This is a genomic window from Pseudomonas sp. NPDC079367 (genome assembly GCF_044542195.1).
Taxonomy (GTDB): domain Bacteria; phylum Pseudomonadota; class Gammaproteobacteria; order Pseudomonadales; family Pseudomonadaceae; genus Aquipseudomonas.
Genome location: NZ_JBITTW010000010.1, coordinates 70544 through 90298 on the forward strand (window position 1 = coordinate 70544; position 19755 = coordinate 90298).

Below are 19755 nucleotides of genomic sequence, written 5' to 3' on the forward strand. Positions count from 1 at the left end.
CCTCGGCCGGGATCTTTATGCCCGCTGCGCGGGCCAAGCCCAGAAGGGAATACGGTGAGCGCCGGGGCGGGACATGTCCCTGCGCACCAGGGGGAGGCTTTGAAGGATTGCTGGCAAATTCGGCGCCAGAAACGAAAAAACCACCGTGAGGTGGTTTCTTCGTAAAGCAGTTTCATATGTCCGCGGGTGGAGGCTTTCGCCCTCGTTTCCCTCGGCTACTGGATTCAATCTAAGGATATTCGCGGTTGTCGTCAATGCTTGCTCAACCTATCGCGCCTCGACTGCGAATCTGCTCAGTAGCTGGACCATTTGCTCCTGGTACTCGCTGTACTCGTCCAGGAGCACTGGGTCTCCGGCTAACCCTGGTAAATAATCAGGCCCGTACTCAGCCGCAAGAGCACCTTGAAGCATCCAGTCCAGATACAAGGGGCGCAACACCCTCTCAGCCAGCCCGGGTTTGCCGTGCGCCCAATAGAATCGATGCTCGGGGGTAGAGACGAAAGCGCAGCCTTTCGCCCATGCAACATAGTCAACTTCCCAGTAAATTCCGATCGCATCAAGGTGGATCGCGAACCAAAGTGAACCACTGGGTTCTTTCGATGCCTTGGCTCTCCAGGATTGCGGGTAGGCGTTGCAGGCCAAGCCGGCGAAAGCAGAGCCCGGGTAGTAGACCATTCGATCACGGCCGATCTGCAAAACGGGCACGGTGTTAACTATGTGATCTACTACGAGATCAGATAAGTGAGGTGGGATCATGGTAACGACCTTAGAGTTTCACAAGGTTGACAATGACTACAAGCTAGGTGATCTTACGCTGGAGCACCCGGTAGGTGCTTGCCGACCCGAATTGGCATAGCCTAGTGCAACTACCCGAACTCCACTCCTGAAATGCTTGTGCATCTCAACCAGCTGATTTCTCTGATCGGGTCCTGGAAATCCTTACTGGAAGGAGATTCACCGATGAGCATTTCTATTTCTTTGGCAGACATTGCCACCGCAAAAAAGATGGCCAAGCAATCAAGGCCATGCTACCTCACCTGACTTACAATCAAAGACTGAATGAGGTTGCAAAGGATTTTTTCAAGCTGCGGAGTTATCACGAACTCGTACAGGGGGTGTGGGGAGCAATGGAACCAAAAACCAACATAAGCCCTACCACCTCCGCTCAGAGCCCTCTTCCCAGGCATCCGCCTCGATAAAGCAATTACGCATCTCGGCCTCTTGGCTGATCTCGGTCAGCAGATCATGTACCGTCTTATCCAGTGCCTCATCGTTGCGATAGGGAATGCTCAGCGCGTAGTTGCCCGACTCAAGCAGCTTCATGCCGTAAGGTTCCAGGCAGTAACGCTCGATATTCTCCAGTGCCCGTTTTTTACCACGCACGAACTTGCTGTTGTTCTCGACGGCCAGGCGCAATATGACCGTCGCGATCCGTTCGGCATTGTCCACTGCCGGTGGGACCGTGATGTTGAGATGCTAGGTGATTTTTGCGGGTACGCCGATCGTTATGCCGCGATGCCGGAGGTAGCGGTAAAGCGTGCTTTTGGAAATGTGCAGTTTCTTGCCAATGGCGCTCACACTTAACCGACCCTCTCGGTACAGCGTTTCTGCGGCCATAGCGGTCGCTTCCGCCTGAGCGGGCAGCCCCTTCGGGCGGCCACCGACTCGACCACGTGACCGTGCAGCGGACAAGCCTGCCTGTGTGCGCTCACGAATCAACTCACGTTCGAACTCTGCCAATGAAGCGAACAGGTTGAACACAAAGCGGCCTTGCGCGTGGGTGGTATCGATGGGGTCATTCAGACTTTGCAGGCCAACGTTACGAGCGGCCAATTCACCGACCAGTTCGACCAGGTGCTTGAGCGAGCGCCCTAGACGATCCAGCTTCCAAATCACCACAGCATCACCGGCCCGTACATGAACCAATAATTTGTCCAGTTCCGGACGTGCGCTTTTTGAGCCGCTGGCAACGTCTTGATAGATCCGCTCGCACCCTGCCTTTGTCAGAGCATCGATCTGGAGGTCGGCGTTCTGATCCCGAGTACTCACCCGCGCATAGCCAATTTTCATCAAAAGTACCGTTTACTCAACAGAGAAATTGAAAATAGAACCTTGATTAACGATACCAGTATTTAAAACCATAATATGGGCTAACTCGGAGCTGGGTGTCACTTTCAGAAGGCGACAGCACGAAATATCAAAAGTCGACCGCACGGTCTTTTCTGACGTTGGAGTCGCCTCAGAAAACGGAAAATAAAGCACGCTAAGGCGTAGTTCCCTCGGGCTACACCGCGTCCGCACTGCGCGGTTCTTTCTTCCCTTGCAGTGACGCAATCAGCGGGCAGGAAACGTTCCCCTTCCGCGCATGGCAGGCGCACACCAAATCAGACAGCACGGCCTCCATGCGCGCCAGGTCAGCCATCCTCTCGCGCACGTCCTTGAGCTTGTGCTCGGCCAGGCTGCTGGCTTCCTCGCAATGGGTGCCATCCTCCAGCCGCAGCAGCTCGGCGATCTCATCCAGGCTGAAGCCCAACCGCTGGGCTGATTTCACGAAGCGCACCCGCGTTACATCCGTCTCGCCATAGCGGCGAATGCTGCCGTAAGGCTTGTCCGGTTCCGGGAGCAAGCCCTTGCGCTGATAGAACCGGATGGTCTCCACATTGACCCCGGCCGTCCTGGCGAAAACGCCAATGGTCAGGTTCTCCAAATTGTTTTCCATATCGCTTGACTCCGTACATAACTACGGAAGTAAGCTTAAGCTATCCAATTCAGATTCGAAAGGACAAACGTATGTCTGAACCTCAAAACGGGCGCGGCGCGCTCTTCACTGGCGGGCTGGCCGCCATCCTCGCCTCGGCTTGCTGCCTCGGGCCGCTGGTTCTGATCGCCTTGGGGTTCAGCGGCGCTTGGATCGGCAACTTGACGGTGTTGGAACCCTATCGCCCCATCTTTATCGGCGTGGCGCTGGTGGCGTTGTTCTTCGCCTGGCGGCGCATCTACCGGCCGTCAGCCGCCTGCAAACCGGGTGAGGTTTGCGCGATTCCCCAAGTGCGAGCTACTTACAAGCTCATTTTCTGGGGCGTGGCCGTGCTGGTTTTGGTCGCGCTCGGATTTCCCTACGTCGTGCCATTTTTCTATTGATCACAGGAGTTCACCATGAAAAAGCTGCTTTCCGCCCTTGCCCTCGCTGCCGTTGTTGCCCCCGTGTGGGCCGCCACCCAGACCGTTACGCTGTCCGTACCGGGCATGACCTGCTCGGCCTGTCCGATCACTGTCAAGAAGGCGATTTCCAAGGTCGATGGCGTCAGTAAAGTTGACGTGACCTTCGAGACGCGCGAAGCGGTGGTCACCTTCGATGATGCCAAGACCAGCGTGCAGAAACTGACCAAGGCTACCGAGGATGCGGGCTACCCATCATCAGTCAAGAACTGATCATGAAAGACCCGAAGACACTGCTGCGGGTCAGCATCATTGGCACAACCCTCGTGGCGCTGTGTTGCTTCACCCCTGTTCTGGTCATTTTGCTCGGTGTGGTCGGCTTGTCCGCGCTGACCGGCTATCTGGACTATGTGCTGCTGCCTGCGCTGGCGATTTTCATCGGCTTGACCATCTACGCCATCCAACGAAAACGCCAAGCCGATGCCTGCTGCACCCCGAAATTCAATGGAGTAAAAAAATGACCGAAATCACCGTGAATGGCATGACCTGCACATCCTGCGCCACCCATGTCAAAGATGCTTTGGAAAAGATTCCCGGCGTGAATGCCGCTGTGGTGTCCTATCCAGAAAGCCGCGCGCAAGTCATGGCAGACACCGCCGTGAGCCACAACCAACTGCTGGCCGCCATCGCCGCATTGGGTTATCAAGGCTCGATCCGGGTTGGTGATTTCAAAGATGAACCAAAAATCCGTGATGCACTTGAGGGCGCCGGTTTGCATATCGCCATCATTGGCAGCGGCGGGGCCGCGATGGCGGCGGCGCTGAAGGCCGTCGAGCAAGGCGCGACGGTCACGCTGATCGAACGCGGCACCATCGGCGGCACCTGCGTCAATATCGGCTGTGTGCCGTCCAAGATCATGATCCGCGCTGCCCATATTGCCCATCTGCGCCGGGAAAGTCCGTTCGACGGCGGTATTGCGGCAACTGTGCCTGCGATTGACCGCAGCAAACTGCTGGCCCAGCAGCAGGCCCGTGTCGATGAACTGCGGCACGCCAAATACGAAGGCATCCTGGACGGCAATCCAGCCATCACCGTTTTGCACGGTGAAGCGCGTTTCAAGGACGACCAGAGCCTGGTCGTCCGTTTGAACGAGGGTGGCGAGCGCGAGGTAACGTTCGACCGCTGCCTGGTCGCCACCGGTGCCAGTCCGGCCGTGCCGCCGATTCCGGGCCTGAAAGAGTCACCCTACTGGACTTCCACCGAAGCGCTTGTCAGCGACACCATTCCCGCACGCCTGGCCGTGATCGGTTCGTCGGTGGTGGCGTTGGAACTGGCGCAAGCCTTTGCCCGGCTCGGCAGCCAGGTCACGATCCTGGCACGCAGCACCTTGTTCTTCCGGGAAGACCCGGCCATCGGCGAGGCCGTGACAGCCGCTTTCCGCGCCGAGGGCATCGAGGTGCTGGAGCACACGCAAGCCAGCCAGGTCGCCCATGTGAACGGCGAATTCGTGCTGACCACCGGACACGGTGAATTGCGCGCTGACAAGTTGCTGGTTGCCACCGGTCGGGCACCGAATACGCGCAGCCTCGCGCTGGACGCGGCGGGGGTCACTGTCAATGCGCAAGGGGCCATCGTTATCGACCAAGGCATGCGCACGAGCAACCCGAACATCTACGCGGCCGGCGACTGCACCGACCAGCCGCAGTTCGTCTACGTGGCAGCGGCCGCCGGCACCCGTGCCGCGATCAACATGACCGGCGGCGACGCAGCCCTCAATCTGACCGCGATGCCGGCAGTGGTGTTCACCGACCCGCAAGTCGCCACCGTGGGCTACAGCGAGGCGGAAGCGCACCACGATGGCATCGAGACCGACAGTCGCACGCTGACACTCGACAACGTTCCGCGAGCGCTTGCCAACTTCGACACACGCGGCTTCATCAAGCTGGTCATCGAGGAAGGTAGCGGACGGCTCATCGGCGTGCAGGCGGTGGCCCCGGAAGCGGGCGAACTGATCCAGACGGCGGTGCTCGCCATCCGCAACCGCATGACGGTGCAGGAACTGGCCGACCAGTTGTTCCCCTACCTGACAATGGTCGAGGGGTTGAAGCTTGCGGCGCAGACCTTCAACAAGGACGTGAAGCAGCTTTCCTGCTGCGCTGGATAAAAAAAGGAGGTTTTCAATGAGCGCCTACACCGTGTCCCGGCTGGCCCTTGATGCCGGGGTGAGCGTGCATATCGTGCGCGACTACCTGCTGCGCGGATTGCTGCGTCCGGTGGCGTGCACCCCGGGCGGCTATGGCCTGTTCGATGATGCCGCCTTGCAACGGCTGTGCTTCGTGCGGGCGGCCTTCGAGGCGGGCATCGGCCTGGACGCGCTGGCGCGGCTGTGCCGGGCGCTGGATGCTGCGGACGGCGATGAAGCGGCCGCGCAGCTTGCCGTTCTGCGCCAGTTCGTCGAGCGTCGGCGCGAAGCGTTGGCCGATCTGGAGGTGCAGTTGGCCACCATGCCGACCGAGCCGGCACAGCACGCGGAGAGTCTGCCATGAACAGCCCCGAGCGCTTGCCGTCCGAGACGCACAAACCGATCACCGGCTACCTGTGGGGCGCGCTGGCCGTGCTCACCTGTCCCTGCCATTTGCCGATTCTCGCCATTGTGCTGGCCGGCACGACGGCCGGCGCGTTCATCGGAGAGTACTGGGGTATCGCAGCCCTCACGCTGACCGGTTTGTTCGTCCTGTCTGTGACACGACTGCTGCGGGCCTTCAAAGATCGATCATGAGCGCTTCCCATTGAGACAAACCACGCTGTCGCTACGTTGCCTCATGCCGGCATCAAATTCGGCTGAGTAGCTTCTCGCCATCTGGACGTAGCTCACCCTTGGGTGAAACATGCCGATACAGGGTCTGCCGCGTGACGCCAAGTTCCTGGCACAGGTCGCCGACCTTGGTCTCTGGCTGACCCATTGCCGCCATCGCCAGCCGCAGCTTGGCGGCGGTCATCTTGAACGGCCGGCCGCCTTTCCGCCCGCGCGCGCGGGCCGAGGCTAGGCCGGCAATCGTGCGCTCCGCGATCAACTCGCGCTCGAACTCGGCCAGGGCGGCGAAGATGCCAAAGACCAGCTTGCCGGCGGCGGTCGTGGTGTCGATGGCCGCGCCGTGCCCGGTTAATACCTTCAAGCCGATGCCGCGCCCAGTCAGGTCGTGCACGGTGTTGATGAGATGTCGCAGGTCGCGTCCGAGCCGATCCAGTTTCCACACGACCAGTGTGTCGCCAGTTCGCAACGCCTTCAGGCAGCTCGTCAAGCCGGGCCGATCCTCGCGCATGCCGGATGCCTGGTCCTCGTAAAGATGTACTGGATCGACCCCGGCGGCAATCAGCGCGTCGCGCTGCAAATCGGTAGCCTGGGAGCCGTCCGCCTTCGATACCCGCATGTAGCCTATCAGCATGTCGTACCTGTCACATATACGTTCGATTATGTGACAGTGTGAGCCAGAAAGTTCTCGCCGTCAAAAACTGTCACTTAACCCGTCATTTAGTCTAAGACCTGCAAACGGCCATTCAGGCTCGTAATGTGACAAAAACTCCGGCGGGATGCCCTCCTTGGTGAACGTGGCGCGCAAACGTTCCAGGGATTCGGGGTCGCGTCGCCCGTAGGACGCCAGTGTGAACAGCAAGCGGGCCGTCTCCGGGTTGTGTCGCGCTTCAATGATGGCCTCATCGATGGCCTGGGCTGCTCGTTGCCAGTGGTTGATGGGTTCCGGCTTCGGCACCTTCGCCGGCAGGCCGTTGGTGAAACCAGTGTGCGGCTCCGTCTGAAACAGCGCGGCCTGTTCCCCGCGCGGGATCAGCGCCTTTGACTCGATCAGCGTGATGGCGGTGGCCGCCGCCTCCAGCATCTGCCACTGCACCGCCGGGGCCAGAATCTCGTAGGGACGCCACAGACTCTGCCCGGCGCGCAGCGGATGGCCGCAGCGCTCCCAGACATGGCGGATGCTCGCCGAGCAACTGCCGCAGTGCGAGAGCGGCGTGTTCAGCTCATCAAGCAGGGTGCGCAGCAGCCGGAACCACAAGCCGGCGTGGACACGCCGACGCGGCAGCTCCACAAAACCCGTCGTCAGCGCCTGCCAGGTGCGCCGGTCCATGCAGGCGATTGCGTCATCGGCAGGGCGCGGCGCAGCATCGGCGATTTCCCACTGAAGATACCGGCCGGGCATGCCCCAGTAGGACTCCAGCCAGCAGCCATGCTGCGGGCAGCTCAGCATCAAGGGGAGCTGCCAGACGAGTAGCACAGCTTGATTCGTTGGATCGTTCAGACACTGCGGACACGCCCGGCGAATCGTCTGGCTCGGTAGCCAGGCACGCCAGCGAGTGATGGACCGCACCTTGCGGGTGCGCTTGGGCAGGAGCACCGCGCATTGGAATGTATAGGTTTCCAAGGCTGCTGGTACCGAATCGTCGAGACTGTCGAGCAGCCACGGCACCCAGCCTGCAAGACTCATGCTGCGCAACCGCTCCAGCTCGACGCCACTGCGCTGGCAGAGCGCCGTCAGCAACGACAAGGATGGTGCGGTATCCAGGTCATCAAGTTGGCTGTGACCAAGATCGTGGGCCAGCAGCTCGTGCACGTCCATCTGGTAGCAGGCGGCGACCCGGTTGAGCCATGAGGACAGGGCTTCGCCTTCCTTGGGTGCCGGATGCAGCGGCCAGCGCGGCGCGGACTTCACATCAGTTCCCGCTCGAACTGTCGCCGCCGCTCACTGGGGCCGATGTAGTCGGCCATGCTGAGCGTGCGGTGGTTGATCGCTTCCTCGCCACTCTCCACGGCGGCGACGGCCGCCGCCACCAGCAGATGTGCAAGCTCGCCGATGGTGCCTTCGCTCCGGGTGAGCAGGTAGCTGTACCGGCTTGCAATCGAAAACGGCCGTGCTCGCAATCAGCGCAATTTCCGGCTCAGATTAACTGCGACTGACGGAGCCGTCTGGCTCAGATTATTTGCGAGCGAGCTTGCATTCAGCCGCGCCGGCTTGCATTCCATCGTTCCCTACTCACATTAACTGCAACTAGCCCCGTCTTTAGAGGTGGTAAAGATGCCGATGATGGCCATGGTGTTCTCCTTTCGGATTCATGGTCGCGCCCATCGCGTCCTTGTTGTGAGCCGATCGGCGGGTGAGGGCCGAACGCACTGCCAATGCAGCCGAAACGTAGAGAAGGACCTTGAGCTCCGAACAATTTGTTGCGCGAGAAAGCCGCTCGCCGGCGGGGAAAATGTTCGGTGGGAACGGTTGTGGGCCCAGGTCCGATCCCGCCAGGATTCACGACGACTCAAGGACGCATGGCTGACCGGCCGGACAGGAGTATTGGCCGACTCTAAACACCAGTCGTAGGCGCTGGAATCTCGCGACATGCGTAGCCCTTGCTTGGCGAAAAATATTCCCGATCGCCGAGCGCTCGATCTGACATTCGTCGTTCGGTATAGTAAAGAGTGCAGACCAGGCAGATAGGGGCGCCGGTAGCTTAAGGCCAAACCAGAGACGAGCCGCGCGAATGCTCGCCGAGGACCCGGTTTTCAAGCGCATGAGCTTATTTGACCGCGACGGAAACTTGGTCTCCTCAAGCCACGCGGATGAACCGCAAAAACTCCCTGCGGGTTGGCTGTCGCAACTGCGCGAACACACGGGTAGAAGTGCCCCGGCCAGGCGCGGAGGCTTCGATGAGCGCGGATCGGACATCTTGTCCTAACGGTCGACCCCGCCAGCGGGGGCTTCGTCAGCACCGCGCTGCAATTGCCGGCAGGGCTCTGGGACAACCATCTGCGTCTGGTCTGAAAGCGTTCAAGTATCGCAGCGGTACGCCGACATAAGGGGGCGAACGAACGGTCATTTGGCTGACCGCTCGCTCAATCTTGCGTATGACTCAAGCGCCCCCCTTTCGATACGAGACCGCCCAGATGCTCTTGAAAAAATCCCTGCGCGCTCAGCTGCTCACACTGATCGGCGGCAGCCTGTTGGTGATATTGCTGATCGCCTTCGCCAGTTTTTCCTTCTTGTCGGATGACATTTCCAAGTATCAACAACTACTCAAGGGTCCGATCGAAACGTCGCGCCTGATCGACGAAGCCAACGTGGAATTCAAAGTGCAGGTGCAGGAGTGGAAGAACGTCTTGCTGCGTGGCAAATCACCTGAAGCCTTGAGCAAGTACTGGCAAAGCTTCGAGAACCAGGAACGAAAGGTCCAGGACATCCTGGGCAGACTCGTTGAGCGAAGCGAGCACAACCCTGCCCTGTCAAAGCAGCTCCGCGACCTGCACGAGGAGCACCGGCGCCTCGGCGCCGCCTACCGCGCGGGCCGTGCGGCCTACATCGCCGGCGGAAACGATCCATTCGCCGGCGACGAGGCGGTTCAAGGCATCGACCGTGCCACCAGCGAACAGCTCAGTGGTTTGGTCATCCAGCAGCGCGATTCGGCGCTGCATCGTTCGGAAACCATCAGCGAAGCCGCAGATCGTAAAATAGTCGTCGGCTCGTTGGTAATGCTAGCCGCTGGCGTTTTCATCGCCTTGCTCAGCCTATGGTTGGTAAACCGCAATCTGATCGCCCCCATCCGTCACCTGATCGACCACATCGCCAAGCTCAGCCAGGGCGACTTTGCACAGCGCGTCGATGCGTCCCGTGCTGACGAATTGGGACGTCTGGCAGTTGCCGCGAATATCCTGCGTGACTTCCTTGCCGATACGTTCACCCTCCTGCAACGCAACACCTCGGACCTGGACAGCGCCAGTGGTGAATTGAGCGCCATCGCCGCACTGATGGGCCAAGGCACTCGCGAGCAGTTCTCGCGCACCGATCAGGTCGCTACCGCCATGCATGAAATGTCCGCTACGGCGCAGGAAGTCGCCCGTCACGCCGCCGAAGCCGCGCGTGCAGCGGATGCGGCCGATCATTCGGCGCAGCAGGGTGAGACCATGATGCGTTCGACTATCCAGACCATTACCCACATGCGCGGCGAGATCAGCAACACCGCCGAGGTAATACGCCGTCTGGAGACCGATAGCGGTCGCATTGGCAAGGTGCTGGAAGTTATTCGCGGCATCGCCGACCAGACCAATCTGCTGGCGCTAAACGCAGCCATCGAAGCCGCCCGCGCGGGCGATGCCGGACGCGGGTTTGCCGTCGTTGCCGACGAGGTGCGCACGCTGGCCAGGCGCACCGCCGACTCCACCGCTGAAATTCATCAGATTATCGACACGGTGCAGACCGGCGCGGTGGATGCGGTGCGTGCGATTGAAAATGGACAAACCCGCAGCAACGAAGGTGTCGAACAGGTTACGGAAGCGGGCAGCATGCTTCAGCGCATCACCCAAGAAGTCGAAGCGATCCGCGACATGAACCGTCAGATCGCTACCGCTGCCGAAGAGCAGACGTCCGTGGCGGAAGATATCTCGCGCAATCTGACCGAAATTACCGCCATCGCCACCACCAACCAGGACAATGTCGAGCGTACCGAGGCAGCCAGCCAGAACCTGCATACGCTGTCGGCCCAGCTCAGCGAAGTGACGCACCGCCTCGCGGGCTGACACAGGCTCTGCTCCGGCCCTAGATGATCGGTGTCACCACGTTGCTAGGTCCGACTCATCCGAGTTCGAGGGAGTTGGGGCAGGGCCGATCAACATGGCTTGTCTCGTGCTTGGTCGATTCGTTCCTGCATCGCCTGCATGACTTCTCGTGGGTGTACGACTTGGCGTTGGGGTCGTCGGCCTCACGGAGAGCTTCTTCGACCTCGCGGGTCATCCGCTCATATTCTTCTGGCCACAGCGCTTGCTCCATGCGCAGCGACGCCTGCCCCAGTAGGTGCAGACCGAACAGACGCATGTCATTGGTGGCGATGACGTGCTCTCGAATCCGCACCTGGATCACCTCATCGCCAGTTGATGCAGCTTCAACAGGTCGGTGCGCAGTTGCGGAGGCCCGCCGTCTGCGTTGTCACTCAATCGCCGCGCAGCTCGTCCACGGCATCGACTGCCCGCAGCAGTGCGGTGGTATCGAAACTCTCGGGAGTCAGTTCGTTCCAATCGTCGTCGGTGATGCTGATTGTCATGTAGCTTCTTTCCTTGTCCTGGGCAGACCCCGGCGTTACAGGCCAAGCTCGCTATGCGATCCGAGACGCACGAGTTGCAGCACGGCGTCATCCGGCTTGCGGTAAATCAACACCAGGTCGGGCTTGATGTGACAGTCCCGGTGGTCTTTCCAGTCGCCGGTGAGGGCGTGGTCACGGTGCTTCTCGGCCAGAGGCTGGTTATTCGCCAGGGCTGTGACGACGGCAATGAAATCGCTCGCCAGCGTCTGACGATGCGGGCCTTTGGCTTCGCGTTTATAATCGCGTTTGAACCGGCTGGTCTGTTCAATCGTCCGCATTCAGATCCGCCATCAGATCCTCGACGGAAGCGAACGACTTCAAGCCGCCACGGCGCGCTTCCTTCATCGCCTCGATGGTGGTGGCGTTCGGAATCAGCGGCTCGAACGGCAAGGCTTTCTCGCGGGCGACTCGGGTCAACATGATGCGGAAGGCGTCAGACACGGTGAGTCCCATCGCTGCCAGCACGACGGTCGCCTCTTCCTTGATGTGCTCGTCGATACGGGCACGGACTACAGCATTTGCGGACATGGTTTGATCCTCCAGATTGATGAGCTACATTGTAGCTCAATCCTTCCAGGAGTGCACCCAGCACACCTCGCCAGAGGCGTCTATCAAACGAAGGTTTATTGGACTGTCCGTACCATTGATGTTCACTTGTAGAAAGTGAGCCCATCGCGATGGAATACAGGATCGGTTGGTCAGGCTTTCAATGCCAGGATTCGGCGCGCACCGTTCAATACGATGAGGCCAACGACCGTACCAATCACCAAGTCTGGGTAGGGAGAGCCCGTCCACGCAACCAGCGCGCCGGCGACGATAACGCCAATGTTCGCGAGCACATCGTTGGCCGAAAAAATCCAGCTCGCTTTCATGTGTGCACCGCCTTCGCGATGGCCATAGATCATCAAGAGACAGCTGGCGTTTGCGACGAGTGCAACTAAGCCAATCCCCATCATCAGCATCGACTCAGGTTCGCTGCCATAGTGGAAGCGTCTAGCCACCTCCACGAGTACGCCCAGTGCCAACAGGATCTGAAAGAAACCCGCCAGGTGCGCAGCGCGAACTTGCAGCTGTGCACTGCGGCCGACGGCAAAGAGAGCCAAGCCATAGACGGCAGCATCCGCAAACATGTCCAGCGAGTCGGCAATAAGGCCCGTCGACTGAGCGATCAACCCTGCGCCCATCTCGATAACAAACATGGCAGCGTTGATGCCGAGCAAAATTTTCAGGGTGCTCGCCTCTTTCGACGCCGCTAATTCCTCATCAGCGCGATTGGTCGAGGCTGCTTCCTGACTAGCTGGTTGAGTCCCCAGTAGCGCTGCCCCTAGACCCAGGGACTCCAGCTTGGTAGTGATTGGGTCAACCGCCCCGTCATGGAAAGCGAGTACCTGCCTGCTGCTCAGATCAAAGGACAACGAACGAAGCTCAGGCAAGCTATTCAGCGCGAGCCGAATCATTCGCTCTTCCGAAGGGCAATCCATCTTGGGTACAGAAAAATGGCTGACCCAGGCTCCTTCGGTCGAGGGCGCGCTCGCTGCTTCAGCAGGCGCTGACACTGAACCGCAGCCACAGGATTTTTCACACGAGCTCATGATCCGCCTCTCCTATCAGGTTCAATTCTGGCAATTGAAAACCATATAGCAGGTATAGGGTCAAGCCTGGATATACTGGCTGTTTATCGAGGAGCAGCCTATGCGCATTGGTCAACTTGCACAGCTGACGGGAGCGGACATTCAGACCATTCGTTTCTATGAGCGCCAGGGCCTGCTTGCATCGCCCAATCGCCAGGCAAATGGCTACCGAGCCTACGAAGCGGATCATGTGGAGAAACTGCTGTTCATCCGCCGTTGCCGGTCCTTTGGCATGTCGTTGGACGAAATTGGTGTTTTGCAGAGCGTTCAAGCACAGCCGCAGCAACCGTGCGCGGCGGTCAATACGCTGCTTGATAGCCATATCGCCCAGGTCAGGGCCCAGATCGCATCCTTGCAAGCCCTGGAAAACCAGTTGGTGACGTTACGCAGCTGCTGCGATGACGAACGACAAAGCCTGGACTGCGGAATACTTTCGGGTCTAGTGGAGGGAGGCAAACGGCTTCCATAAGGCGCGCTAGAAAAGTGCCATTCGCTTCTGCTCAAAGCGTAGAGCTTGACCCTATAGCGGCTACAGGGTGTTCACTTGCACGATCGGCCCAGAATCATGGCCTTCCAACTGCTGCGCAAGTGAGTTCCAGATGAATACCGCCCTCCGCAATGCCATCGATGAAGCCTTTTTCCAGGCAAGGACAGCACTCCGTGAAAAGGCGCCAACCGAGGCATTCCCCTGGCTCGAGCGCGCCCACATCTTGAGCCAGCACATGCCCGTCCTGCATGCGCGGAGCCATTGGTTGATGCTAAGGGCTGGCTGGCAGTTGCGCGACTACCGGGAAATGTTCGGCCAAGCACCACGGATCATCGCTGCCGTGTTGTTCTCGAAGATCTGGGTACCGCTCGGCAATACCGGACGCGCGAGGATCAGTGCATTCGCGCCGATGCCCGTCTCACCCGGATTGCAGCGACTGTTTCAGGGAGCGAAACAATGAAATCGCCACTTGGAATGGCGCACCGTATCACTCCCGGGCTCTGGTGGACGCTATCGCTAGCCGTTGCCCTGGCCGACCAGGCGATCAAATATGTAATTGAGGGTTCGCTCTCGGTCGGCGCCGTGGTTCCTCTGACCCCAGTCTTCAATCTGGTCCATTTCTGGAATACCGGCGCAGCGTTCAGCTTCCTAGCTGACGCGGGCGGTTGGCAGCGCTACTTCTTCATTCTCCTCGCACTGGTTGTTTCGATTGGGCTCGCGTTGCTCTTGCGTAAGCCCAGGGCCAAGCTCGAAGCGCTGGGCTATAGCCTCATACTGGGAGGGGCAGTGGGGAATCTGATCGATCGCAGCTTCCGAGGCCATGTGATCGACTATCTGGATTTTTTCTGGCAATCCTGGCATTGGCCTGCATTCAACTTGGCGGACATCGGCATCGTGGGCGGTGCCGCCATGTTGCTCCTGAGCAGTGTGCTGAGTCCAAGCGCGGAACTGGACCGGGGCAGATAATGCGAAGCTCGGATGCCGCAGAAGTGGCTCGCTGGTCAGGCCATGCCTGGGTCGGCCCCGGTATCGGCGTCTTTCTCGGCCATGCCGCCCACCAGGATTGGCACCATCATCAAGCACATCAAATTGCAGTGGGGCTCGACGCCGCGATAACGGTTGAAACGCCGTTGGGTGGGCAATCTGGGGCTGCCATCTTGATTCCGGCAGGCTTGAAGCACCGGCTCAGTGCTGGGCATGTCCTGTCGATCTACCTGGATGTGCTGTCCGATGAGGCGCGTGCCTTGCGGGTGAGCGGAGCCGTGAGGCTGATGGAGATCGTAGCGGCCGATATTGCTGCGATGGTCGAGGCACTGAGGGCGTCGGGGCATTCGCCTGTCCAGTTGCAGGCGCAGGTACGTCGGCTGTTGCGGCTTGCCGATCCACCAATCCCTGATCCGCGCTTGACCAAGGTCACCGCAGCGCTGCGCGAAGGCCAAATGGGGCGTGAGGCAATGGCCGCGTTGGTGCATTTGTCACCCACGCGTTTTTCCCATTGGTTCGTGGAGCAAACCGGCCTGCCGTTGCGCAGCTATGTCAAATGGCTGCGCCTCACCCAAGCCCTGCAACACCTGGCCAAAGGGGGACGGCTGACCGAAGCCGCGCATGCGGCAGGTTTTTCCGACTCGGCGCATTTCTCCCGGACATTCAGGGCGCTGCTGGGCATCGATCCGTCCTCCGCCCTGGCTGCGGTCGATCTCCAGAAGTCATAGCTCTTTCGTTCAAGTCGAACGTCGTCCTCTGCACCTACCGTGAAGGCTCTCTACATAGGAGCTGAGCGATGTCCACTTCTCTTCGATTCGCCCTACGCTGGGGTTGTACGCCGGAATCCCAGAAATTTCCGTCAGCCCAGCTCCAGTCCCGCCACGAGCGCATCCAGGTCGATGAACTTGCCGTCAGTCTGGAAGGTGTAATGCCCGTTCAGCAGGATGTGCCGCCAGGCCGCTGGCGACATCTGCGTGATCAACGCCAGCGCCTTGGCATTGCCAGCTGCCTCGTACTTCGTCAGCAGCAGGGACAGGATCGCCGAGTTGTAGAAGATGATCGCGTTGCCGATCAGCCTGGCGCACTGGTTGCTGATCTCGATTTCGATGTCGGTGCGGCCGGTCAATTCCTTCTTCCCACCGACTTGGGCGATGGTCGAGCGTAGCTGGTGATAGGACTCAATGCGGTTCTGCGAGCGGTGAACATTACGCTCCAGTTGCGGGTCGCGCAGGTAGCGCAGTGTGTAGATACTGCGGATGAGCTTGTCGAACTCGAAGATTGCGCGCCGCGTCGGGTTCGGCGCCGTATAGGTGCACAGCTTGCGGATCAGCGTGCCCTGCGTCATTTCCTTCAGGCCCAGTGTGGCGACGATTCGGTCGATGTTCGCCTTCTCACCGACGATGAGTTGCCGGTCGATCTGGCCAGCCGGCCGGATCAGGCATTTCTCGTACAATGCCAGATCATCGGCGCAATACAGCTCCTGCAACTGGTCGTCGAGGTCGGTGAAGCGCGGCTCGAAACGAAGTCCGAACCAGTGCAGGATGGCGAAGTTGGCCTTGTTGATGCTGTGCATGTCGCCGGTGATCGCGCTCGGCACGATGTCCGACGTGTTGCGGTACCAGATGTCGAACACGTGGTGAGCCTCGTACTCGTGTGCGCCTATCAGGTAGCCGTTCAACGGCACGTGATTGCACAGCAGCGTGTAGGCGACGACGCCCTTGCCGCGGCCGAAATATTTGCGCGAGTAGCGCGCCTTCACAGTTGGTCGCTCGACGCCGAATTTCTGCCCATCAACGGCACCGTACAACGAATCGAGGTCGAACGAGTAATGCGGGAAGATCGGCAGTGCGGCGATGGCGTTGCTGATGCAATCGTTGGCCACATGTAGCGTCGCCTGGCGCAGGTACTGCTGGTAGGTACTCTCCAGGACGTGGTACGGGATGTCGCTGGTACGTGCCATAACCTGGTTGCCGTGGTTCATGGCTTGGGCAATGATCACCGCCATCAGACTGTCGGCGTCGGCTACCTTCTTCGCATAGCGTGGCTGCAATGGTGTCAGCGCCGACAGGAACTGGCACTGACCGTTGACGAAGCGAAACACGTCGGCGACATCGCAGTATGGCAGTTGCTCGTAGAGAGCTTGCTCGCGCGCCTTCTGGTTCTCCCCCTTGGGCTTGCGCCAGGTCAGTCTCTGCGTGTCCTTGTCGTATTCCAGGTGCGTCAGCTTGCCCTGTTTCAGCTCGCGATTGAACGCCACCCATTGCGCACGCAACTCGGCCGCCAGTGCATCGAGCTGGGCACTGACCGGCTGCCGCAGGAAGGGGATGTCCATCTGCGCGAGCACGGCGGCTTTCTCGTCCATCGAAACCAACTCGTCGGACAAATGCCGGTGCTGCAAGCTGTCGTCAATGTAGAGCTCGCCCGCCTGGAAGCGTTTCCTGACCTGACGGTAAAGCCAGAATTCGTAACGATCGGCATGCAGGCCTGTCGGCGTGCCTTCGGCATCGAACATCAGCAGGTACGGACGCAAGCGTTTCGGCAGCGTTGCCGCCGGACATTCGTCGAGTGGCCGTTGTGATAGGCGCTGCTGCTTGGCGAACACGCTCTTGGCCCAAGTCAGCGCCGCGAGCCATGGGTTATCGGGGGCCGTGCCGGCGAAGTCGAGCGCGACGTACAGCGGCCGTAGATGGCGTCGAATGCGTTCGGCCAGGCCGTCCACCGCCTGCCAGTGCAGCGCCAGTTTGTTCAGTGGCTTGACGCTCATGCGCTGCGCCGTGTTTTGCAGCAATTCCCTGGACATGATTTTGTAGGCGCGTTGGCGCACCTCGCCGAACGGCGTCGGATCGGCCACGCTGTCGTCCACGTACAGCGACAGCAGGCGGCCAACCTGCGGCGTTTCCTGATGGCGTCGCAGCTGTTCGGCGACAAAGGACTGTTTCGCACCCGTGCGGCTCTCGTCCTCAAGTTTTTTCATGTGGAAGGCCATCGCGTCGACCAGGTTGTCGGTGAGCTGCCGGTAACGTACCCAGGCATAGCACAGCAGGTAGAGCCGGGTCTGCTCCGCCTTCAGGTGGCGCAGGTCATGGACGGTATAGAAGTTCGCCAGGCTCGCGTAGTACAGCAGGTTCTGCTGCGAGATGCCGAGCTTGGGCAGCAGCGCCTTGGCGATCCCGTGCAAGGACTTCAGCGTGGCGCGCTTCTCGCGCTCCCCTGCCATCTGACGCCAGCCGAAATCTTTAGCGTCCTGCTTGAGCGCTGCCAGTTGAGACAGGGTGTCGTCACGCACCAGGAGCTGGCCCAGCGCAGCTTTGGCCGATTCGTCCAACACTTCTGCCAGCAAGCCGCCCAAGCGCCTGCGTTCGGTGGACAGGGCTTCACTGACCAGCTCTTGTAAGGTGGTGTGGCCGGGCCGGATGATTTTGTGCTCGCTGAGCCAAACGATCAGTTCGGCGGCCACGAATCCTGGCATTACGTCGCGCCGCACGATCTGTTCAGCCTGCTGTGCCAGTTGCGGCAGGAAGCTAGCCGCCCACGACCGGTAGCCGAACAGTTCGGCGATCTGACCCCTCTGGCTGTAGTGCTCATGCTTGGTGATCGCCTTGCGTTCGAACGCTTCGCCGTGGAAATAGCGACTCAGCACGAAGGCGCAATCGTCCTCGACCTCATGCCAATCGAAGCGGAAGAAAGCATGCTTGGCCTTGAAGTAGCCGATCTGCAAGACGCAATAGACTTGGGCCTGCAGGCTAGGCCGGCTGCTGGCGAACGCCAGTTCAGATTCGGTCAACGCCAGGTATTCCAGCCGCTGAGCATCGTCGAAGTCCGGTAGGCCGTACAAGGCTTCCTGCTCTGCGTCAGAAAAGACGGTGAGTAGCTTATTCTTGTTGCTCATCGACCGTCCTTCCCGCACCACGCCAACCTGCTCGCGTCAATGTTTCGATCAACGTAGTGCGCTTGACATTGAAGTTGCGGCACACCGCCGCCTTAGACATGCCGCCATCGAGCGCGGCGACGATGGCGTCCAGCTTCTCACCAGTGATCGCCTGCGGCCGGCCGCCGATCCGGCCGCGTTTGCGTGCGGCGGCCAAGCCCGCGACGACGCGCTCCTGAATCAAGGCGCGCTCGTACTGCGCGAGCGCACCGAACACCTGGAACAGGAATTCGCCCGAGGGCGTCGTAGTGTCCAGGTTCTCTGTCAGCGAGCGGAACGCCACCCGCTTGTCCTTGAGCGAAGTCACAATGGCGAGCAGGTGCGACAGCGAGCGACCGAGCCGGTCGAGTTTCCACACCACCAGCACATCGCCGGCTCGAACGAACTCAAGCGCCCGCGCCAAGCCGGCACGGTCATCCTTCGCGCCAGAGGCACGATCCTCAAACAGGTGACGCGGATCGACGCCGGCGGCGAGCAGCGCGTCGCGCTGCAAGTCCGTGCTCTGGCGGTCGGAGTCCGACGACACGCGCATGTAGCCAACCAACATAGGCGGATAACCATCAAAAACAGGTTTCCGCATAATAGTGAATAGCGATAGAGTTTTCCGTACATTTTTGAGGGGGTGTTGCACAGGTAGCACAGCGGCGGCTGACAGCCTGTCGCAAAACAAATGTTTTACGACACCTCCTTGAGGTTGCCGCGTTTACATCATTACCTGAACAGGTATAAAATTCCGTCATGACAAACAAAGAAAAACCGCTCGAATGGATCGCGAGCAGCCACAAGGATTTGATGGCGTTGCCGTCCGACGTGCGTCGCCGTTTCGGTTACGCGCTCTCGTTGGCGCAGATAGGCGATCAGGATGACGCAGCAAAGGTGCTCAAGGGGTTCGGTGGTGCCGGCGTGCTGGAGGTCGTCGAAGACGATGCCGGCGGCACCTATCGAGCGGTATACACGGTCAAGTTTGCGGAAGCGGTGTTCGTCCTGCACTGCTTCCAGAAGAAGAGCAAGAGCGGAATCGCCACGCCAAAGGCCGACATGGACATCATCCGCGCTCGGCTGAAGGTGGCCGAGGTATTGGCACAGGAGCTACGAAATGCAAAAACGAATCATTGAAGGCGTCGAGGTTCAGCGCAGCTCGGGCAACGTCTTTGCCGACCTTGGACTGCCTGACGCTGAAAAGCTCAAGATCAAGACCGGCCTGGTGGTCGAGATCAGGAGGGCCATGCGCGCCCTTGGGCTGACTCAACAAGCGGCGGCCAAACGCATGGGCATCCCGCAACCGAAGGTGTCGGGCATGATGCGCGGCGACTTCACCAATCTATCCGAACGCAAGCTGATGGATTGTCTGAATCGCCTCGGCTACGACATCGAAATCAAGGTACGGCCAGCAGCCGAGCCGATCGGGCATCTAACGCTCGCAACCGCTTAAT

Annotated in this window: 24 protein-coding genes and 3 pseudogenes; 14 read left to right on the plus strand and 13 right to left on the minus strand. The window is 59.9% G+C overall.

Annotated features, from left to right (window positions below):
* Positions 1-267: 267 nt before the first annotated feature.
* The 4 genes from ACIGDJ_RS11765 to merR form a co-directional block, all read right to left on the minus strand.
* The gene (locus ACIGDJ_RS11765; protein WP_235205583.1) at positions 268-756 is read right to left on the minus strand and encodes a hypothetical protein; all 489 of its coding nucleotides are present in this window, start codon (positions 754-756) and stop codon (positions 268-270) included.
* Positions 757-1152: 396 nt separating this feature from the next.
* Positions 1153-1449 (minus strand): hypothetical protein, encoded by a 297-nt coding sequence (locus tag ACIGDJ_RS11770; RefSeq protein WP_397478868.1) that lies wholly within the window; start codon positions 1447-1449, stop codon positions 1153-1155.
* 27 nt (positions 1450-1476) lie between these two features.
* Positions 1477-2070: a recombinase family protein gene (locus ACIGDJ_RS11775; protein WP_397478869.1), complete on the minus strand. Its 594-nt coding sequence runs from the start codon at positions 2068-2070 to the stop codon at positions 1477-1479.
* A gap of 214 nt (positions 2071-2284) precedes the next feature.
* A complete protein-coding gene (gene merR / locus ACIGDJ_RS11780) occupies positions 2285-2719 on the minus strand; it encodes an Hg(II)-responsive transcriptional regulator (protein ID WP_000429838.1) in 435 nt (144 codons plus the stop codon).
* Between the two features lie 71 nt (positions 2720-2790).
* Here merR and merT point away from each other — a divergent pair, with 71 nt between their 5' ends.
* The 6 genes from merT to merE are packed head-to-tail and all read left to right on the plus strand — an operon-like array spanning position 2791 to position 5938.
* Entirely contained in the window at positions 2791-3141 is a 351-nt protein-coding gene (merT, locus tag ACIGDJ_RS11785) for a mercuric ion transporter MerT (protein WP_001294667.1), read from the plus strand.
* A gap of 15 nt (positions 3142-3156) precedes the next feature.
* Positions 3157-3432, plus strand: a complete 276-nt coding sequence (gene merP, locus ACIGDJ_RS11790; protein ID WP_000735441.1) for a mercury resistance system periplasmic binding protein MerP — start codon at positions 3157-3159, stop codon at positions 3430-3432.
* Positions 3433-3434: 2 nt separating this feature from the next.
* A complete protein-coding gene (gene merF / locus ACIGDJ_RS11795; protein ID WP_000654684.1) occupies positions 3435-3680 on the plus strand; it encodes a mercury resistance system transport protein MerF in 246 nt (81 codons plus the stop codon).
* Positions 3677-5323, plus strand: coding sequence for a mercury(II) reductase (gene merA / locus ACIGDJ_RS11800; RefSeq protein WP_000136268.1), 1647 nt, complete (start codon positions 3677-3679; stop codon positions 5321-5323). Before merF ends, merA begins: the two co-directional genes overlap by 4 nt.
* Positions 5324-5339: 16 nt before the next feature.
* Positions 5340-5705 carry a mercury resistance co-regulator MerD gene (merD, locus tag ACIGDJ_RS11805; RefSeq protein ID WP_003465059.1) on the plus strand — a complete coding sequence of 122 codons (366 nt, stop codon included), beginning with the start codon at positions 5340-5342 and terminating at the stop codon, positions 5703-5705.
* Positions 5702-5938, plus strand: coding sequence for a broad-spectrum mercury transporter MerE (gene merE, locus ACIGDJ_RS11810; RefSeq protein ID WP_001087809.1), 237 nt, complete (start codon positions 5702-5704; stop codon positions 5936-5938). The genes merD and merE overlap by 4 nt, the downstream gene beginning before the upstream one ends.
* Positions 5939-5990: 52 nt before the next feature.
* Here the strand turns inward: merE and ACIGDJ_RS11815 are convergent, their stop codons facing one another.
* The 3 genes and pseudogenes from ACIGDJ_RS11815 to ACIGDJ_RS11825 form a co-directional block, all read right to left on the minus strand.
* Complete coding sequence (locus ACIGDJ_RS11815; RefSeq protein WP_000904941.1) at positions 5991-6605, minus strand: recombinase family protein; 615 nt, start codon at positions 6603-6605, stop codon at positions 5991-5993.
* A 60-nt stretch (positions 6606-6665) separates the two neighbouring features.
* Complete coding sequence (locus tag ACIGDJ_RS11820; RefSeq protein WP_003465063.1) at positions 6666-7883, minus strand: TniQ family protein; 1218 nt, start codon at positions 7881-7883, stop codon at positions 6666-6668.
* Positions 7880-8056 (minus strand): annotated as a pseudogene (locus ACIGDJ_RS11825) (transposase); the annotation flags it as partial. The pseudogene ACIGDJ_RS11825 and the gene ACIGDJ_RS11820, both read right to left, overlap by 4 nt.
* Positions 8057-9688: 1632 nt before the next feature.
* Here ACIGDJ_RS11825 and ACIGDJ_RS11830 point away from each other — a divergent pair.
* Together ACIGDJ_RS11830 and ACIGDJ_RS11835 are read left to right on the plus strand one after the other, a co-directional pair.
* Positions 9689-9799: pseudogene (locus tag ACIGDJ_RS11830) on the plus strand (hypothetical protein); the annotation flags it as partial.
* A gap of 228 nt (positions 9800-10027) precedes the next feature.
* A complete protein-coding gene (locus ACIGDJ_RS11835) occupies positions 10028-10732 on the plus strand; it encodes a methyl-accepting chemotaxis protein (protein WP_370588167.1) in 705 nt (234 codons plus the stop codon).
* An 89-nt stretch (positions 10733-10821) separates the two neighbouring features.
* On the opposite strand, the pseudogene ACIGDJ_RS11840 reads toward ACIGDJ_RS11835, so the two are convergent.
* From ACIGDJ_RS11840 to ACIGDJ_RS11855, 4 genes and pseudogenes are all read right to left on the minus strand, one after another.
* A pseudogene (locus ACIGDJ_RS11840) lies at positions 10822-11123 on the minus strand (hypothetical protein); the annotation flags it as partial.
* Between the two features lie 165 nt (positions 11124-11288).
* A complete protein-coding gene (locus tag ACIGDJ_RS11845) occupies positions 11289-11570 on the minus strand; it encodes a type II toxin-antitoxin system YafQ family toxin (protein WP_011282522.1) in 282 nt (93 codons plus the stop codon).
* Entirely contained in the window at positions 11557-11820 is a 264-nt protein-coding gene (locus ACIGDJ_RS11850; protein WP_020303033.1) for a type II toxin-antitoxin system RelB/DinJ family antitoxin, read from the minus strand. The genes ACIGDJ_RS11845 and ACIGDJ_RS11850 overlap by 14 nt, the downstream gene beginning before the upstream one ends.
* Positions 11821-11990: 170 nt before the next feature.
* Entirely contained in the window at positions 11991-12884 is an 894-nt protein-coding gene (locus tag ACIGDJ_RS11855; RefSeq protein WP_033902376.1) for a cation transporter, read from the minus strand.
* Positions 12885-12984: 100 nt separating this feature from the next.
* Between ACIGDJ_RS11855 and cadR the strand changes: the two genes are divergently transcribed.
* The 4 genes from cadR (at position 12985) to ACIGDJ_RS11875 (ending at position 15122) form a co-directional block, all read left to right on the plus strand.
* The gene (cadR, locus tag ACIGDJ_RS11860) at positions 12985-13392 is read left to right on the plus strand and encodes a Cd(II)/Pb(II)-responsive transcriptional regulator (protein ID WP_024015046.1); all 408 of its coding nucleotides are present in this window, start codon (positions 12985-12987) and stop codon (positions 13390-13392) included.
* Between the two features lie 130 nt (positions 13393-13522).
* On the plus strand, positions 13523-13870 hold the full coding sequence (locus ACIGDJ_RS11865; protein ID WP_024015047.1) for a DUF3703 domain-containing protein: 348 nt from the start codon (positions 13523-13525) through the stop codon (positions 13868-13870).
* Positions 13867-14376 carry a signal peptidase II gene (gene lspA, locus ACIGDJ_RS11870; protein WP_003452327.1) on the plus strand — a complete coding sequence of 170 codons (510 nt, stop codon included), beginning with the start codon at positions 13867-13869 and terminating at the stop codon, positions 14374-14376. Before ACIGDJ_RS11865 ends, lspA begins: the two co-directional genes overlap by 4 nt.
* Complete coding sequence (locus tag ACIGDJ_RS11875) at positions 14376-15122, plus strand: AraC family transcriptional regulator (protein WP_024015048.1); 747 nt, start codon at positions 14376-14378, stop codon at positions 15120-15122. Before lspA ends, ACIGDJ_RS11875 begins: the two co-directional genes overlap by 1 nt.
* Positions 15123-15253: 131 nt before the next feature.
* On the opposite strand, the gene ACIGDJ_RS11880 is transcribed toward ACIGDJ_RS11875, so the two are convergent.
* Complete coding sequence (locus tag ACIGDJ_RS11880; protein WP_010799689.1) at positions 15254-18283, minus strand: Tn3 family transposase; 3030 nt, start codon at positions 18281-18283, stop codon at positions 15254-15256.
* Entirely contained in the window at positions 18267-18869 is a 603-nt protein-coding gene (locus ACIGDJ_RS11885; RefSeq protein WP_010465829.1) for a recombinase family protein, read from the minus strand. Before ACIGDJ_RS11885 ends, ACIGDJ_RS11880 begins: the two co-directional genes overlap by 17 nt.
* Positions 18870-19060: 191 nt before the next feature.
* On the opposite strand from ACIGDJ_RS11885, the gene ACIGDJ_RS11890 reads away from it, so the two are divergent.
* Positions 19061-19438 (plus strand): type II toxin-antitoxin system RelE/ParE family toxin, encoded by a 378-nt coding sequence (locus tag ACIGDJ_RS11890; RefSeq protein ID WP_003151133.1) that lies wholly within the window; start codon positions 19061-19063, stop codon positions 19436-19438.
* Positions 19419-19754 carry a helix-turn-helix domain-containing protein gene (locus tag ACIGDJ_RS11895; RefSeq protein ID WP_001172026.1) on the plus strand — a complete coding sequence of 112 codons (336 nt, stop codon included), beginning with the start codon at positions 19419-19421 and terminating at the stop codon, positions 19752-19754. Before ACIGDJ_RS11890 ends, ACIGDJ_RS11895 begins: the two co-directional genes overlap by 20 nt.
* Position 19755: the final 1 nt, after the last annotated feature.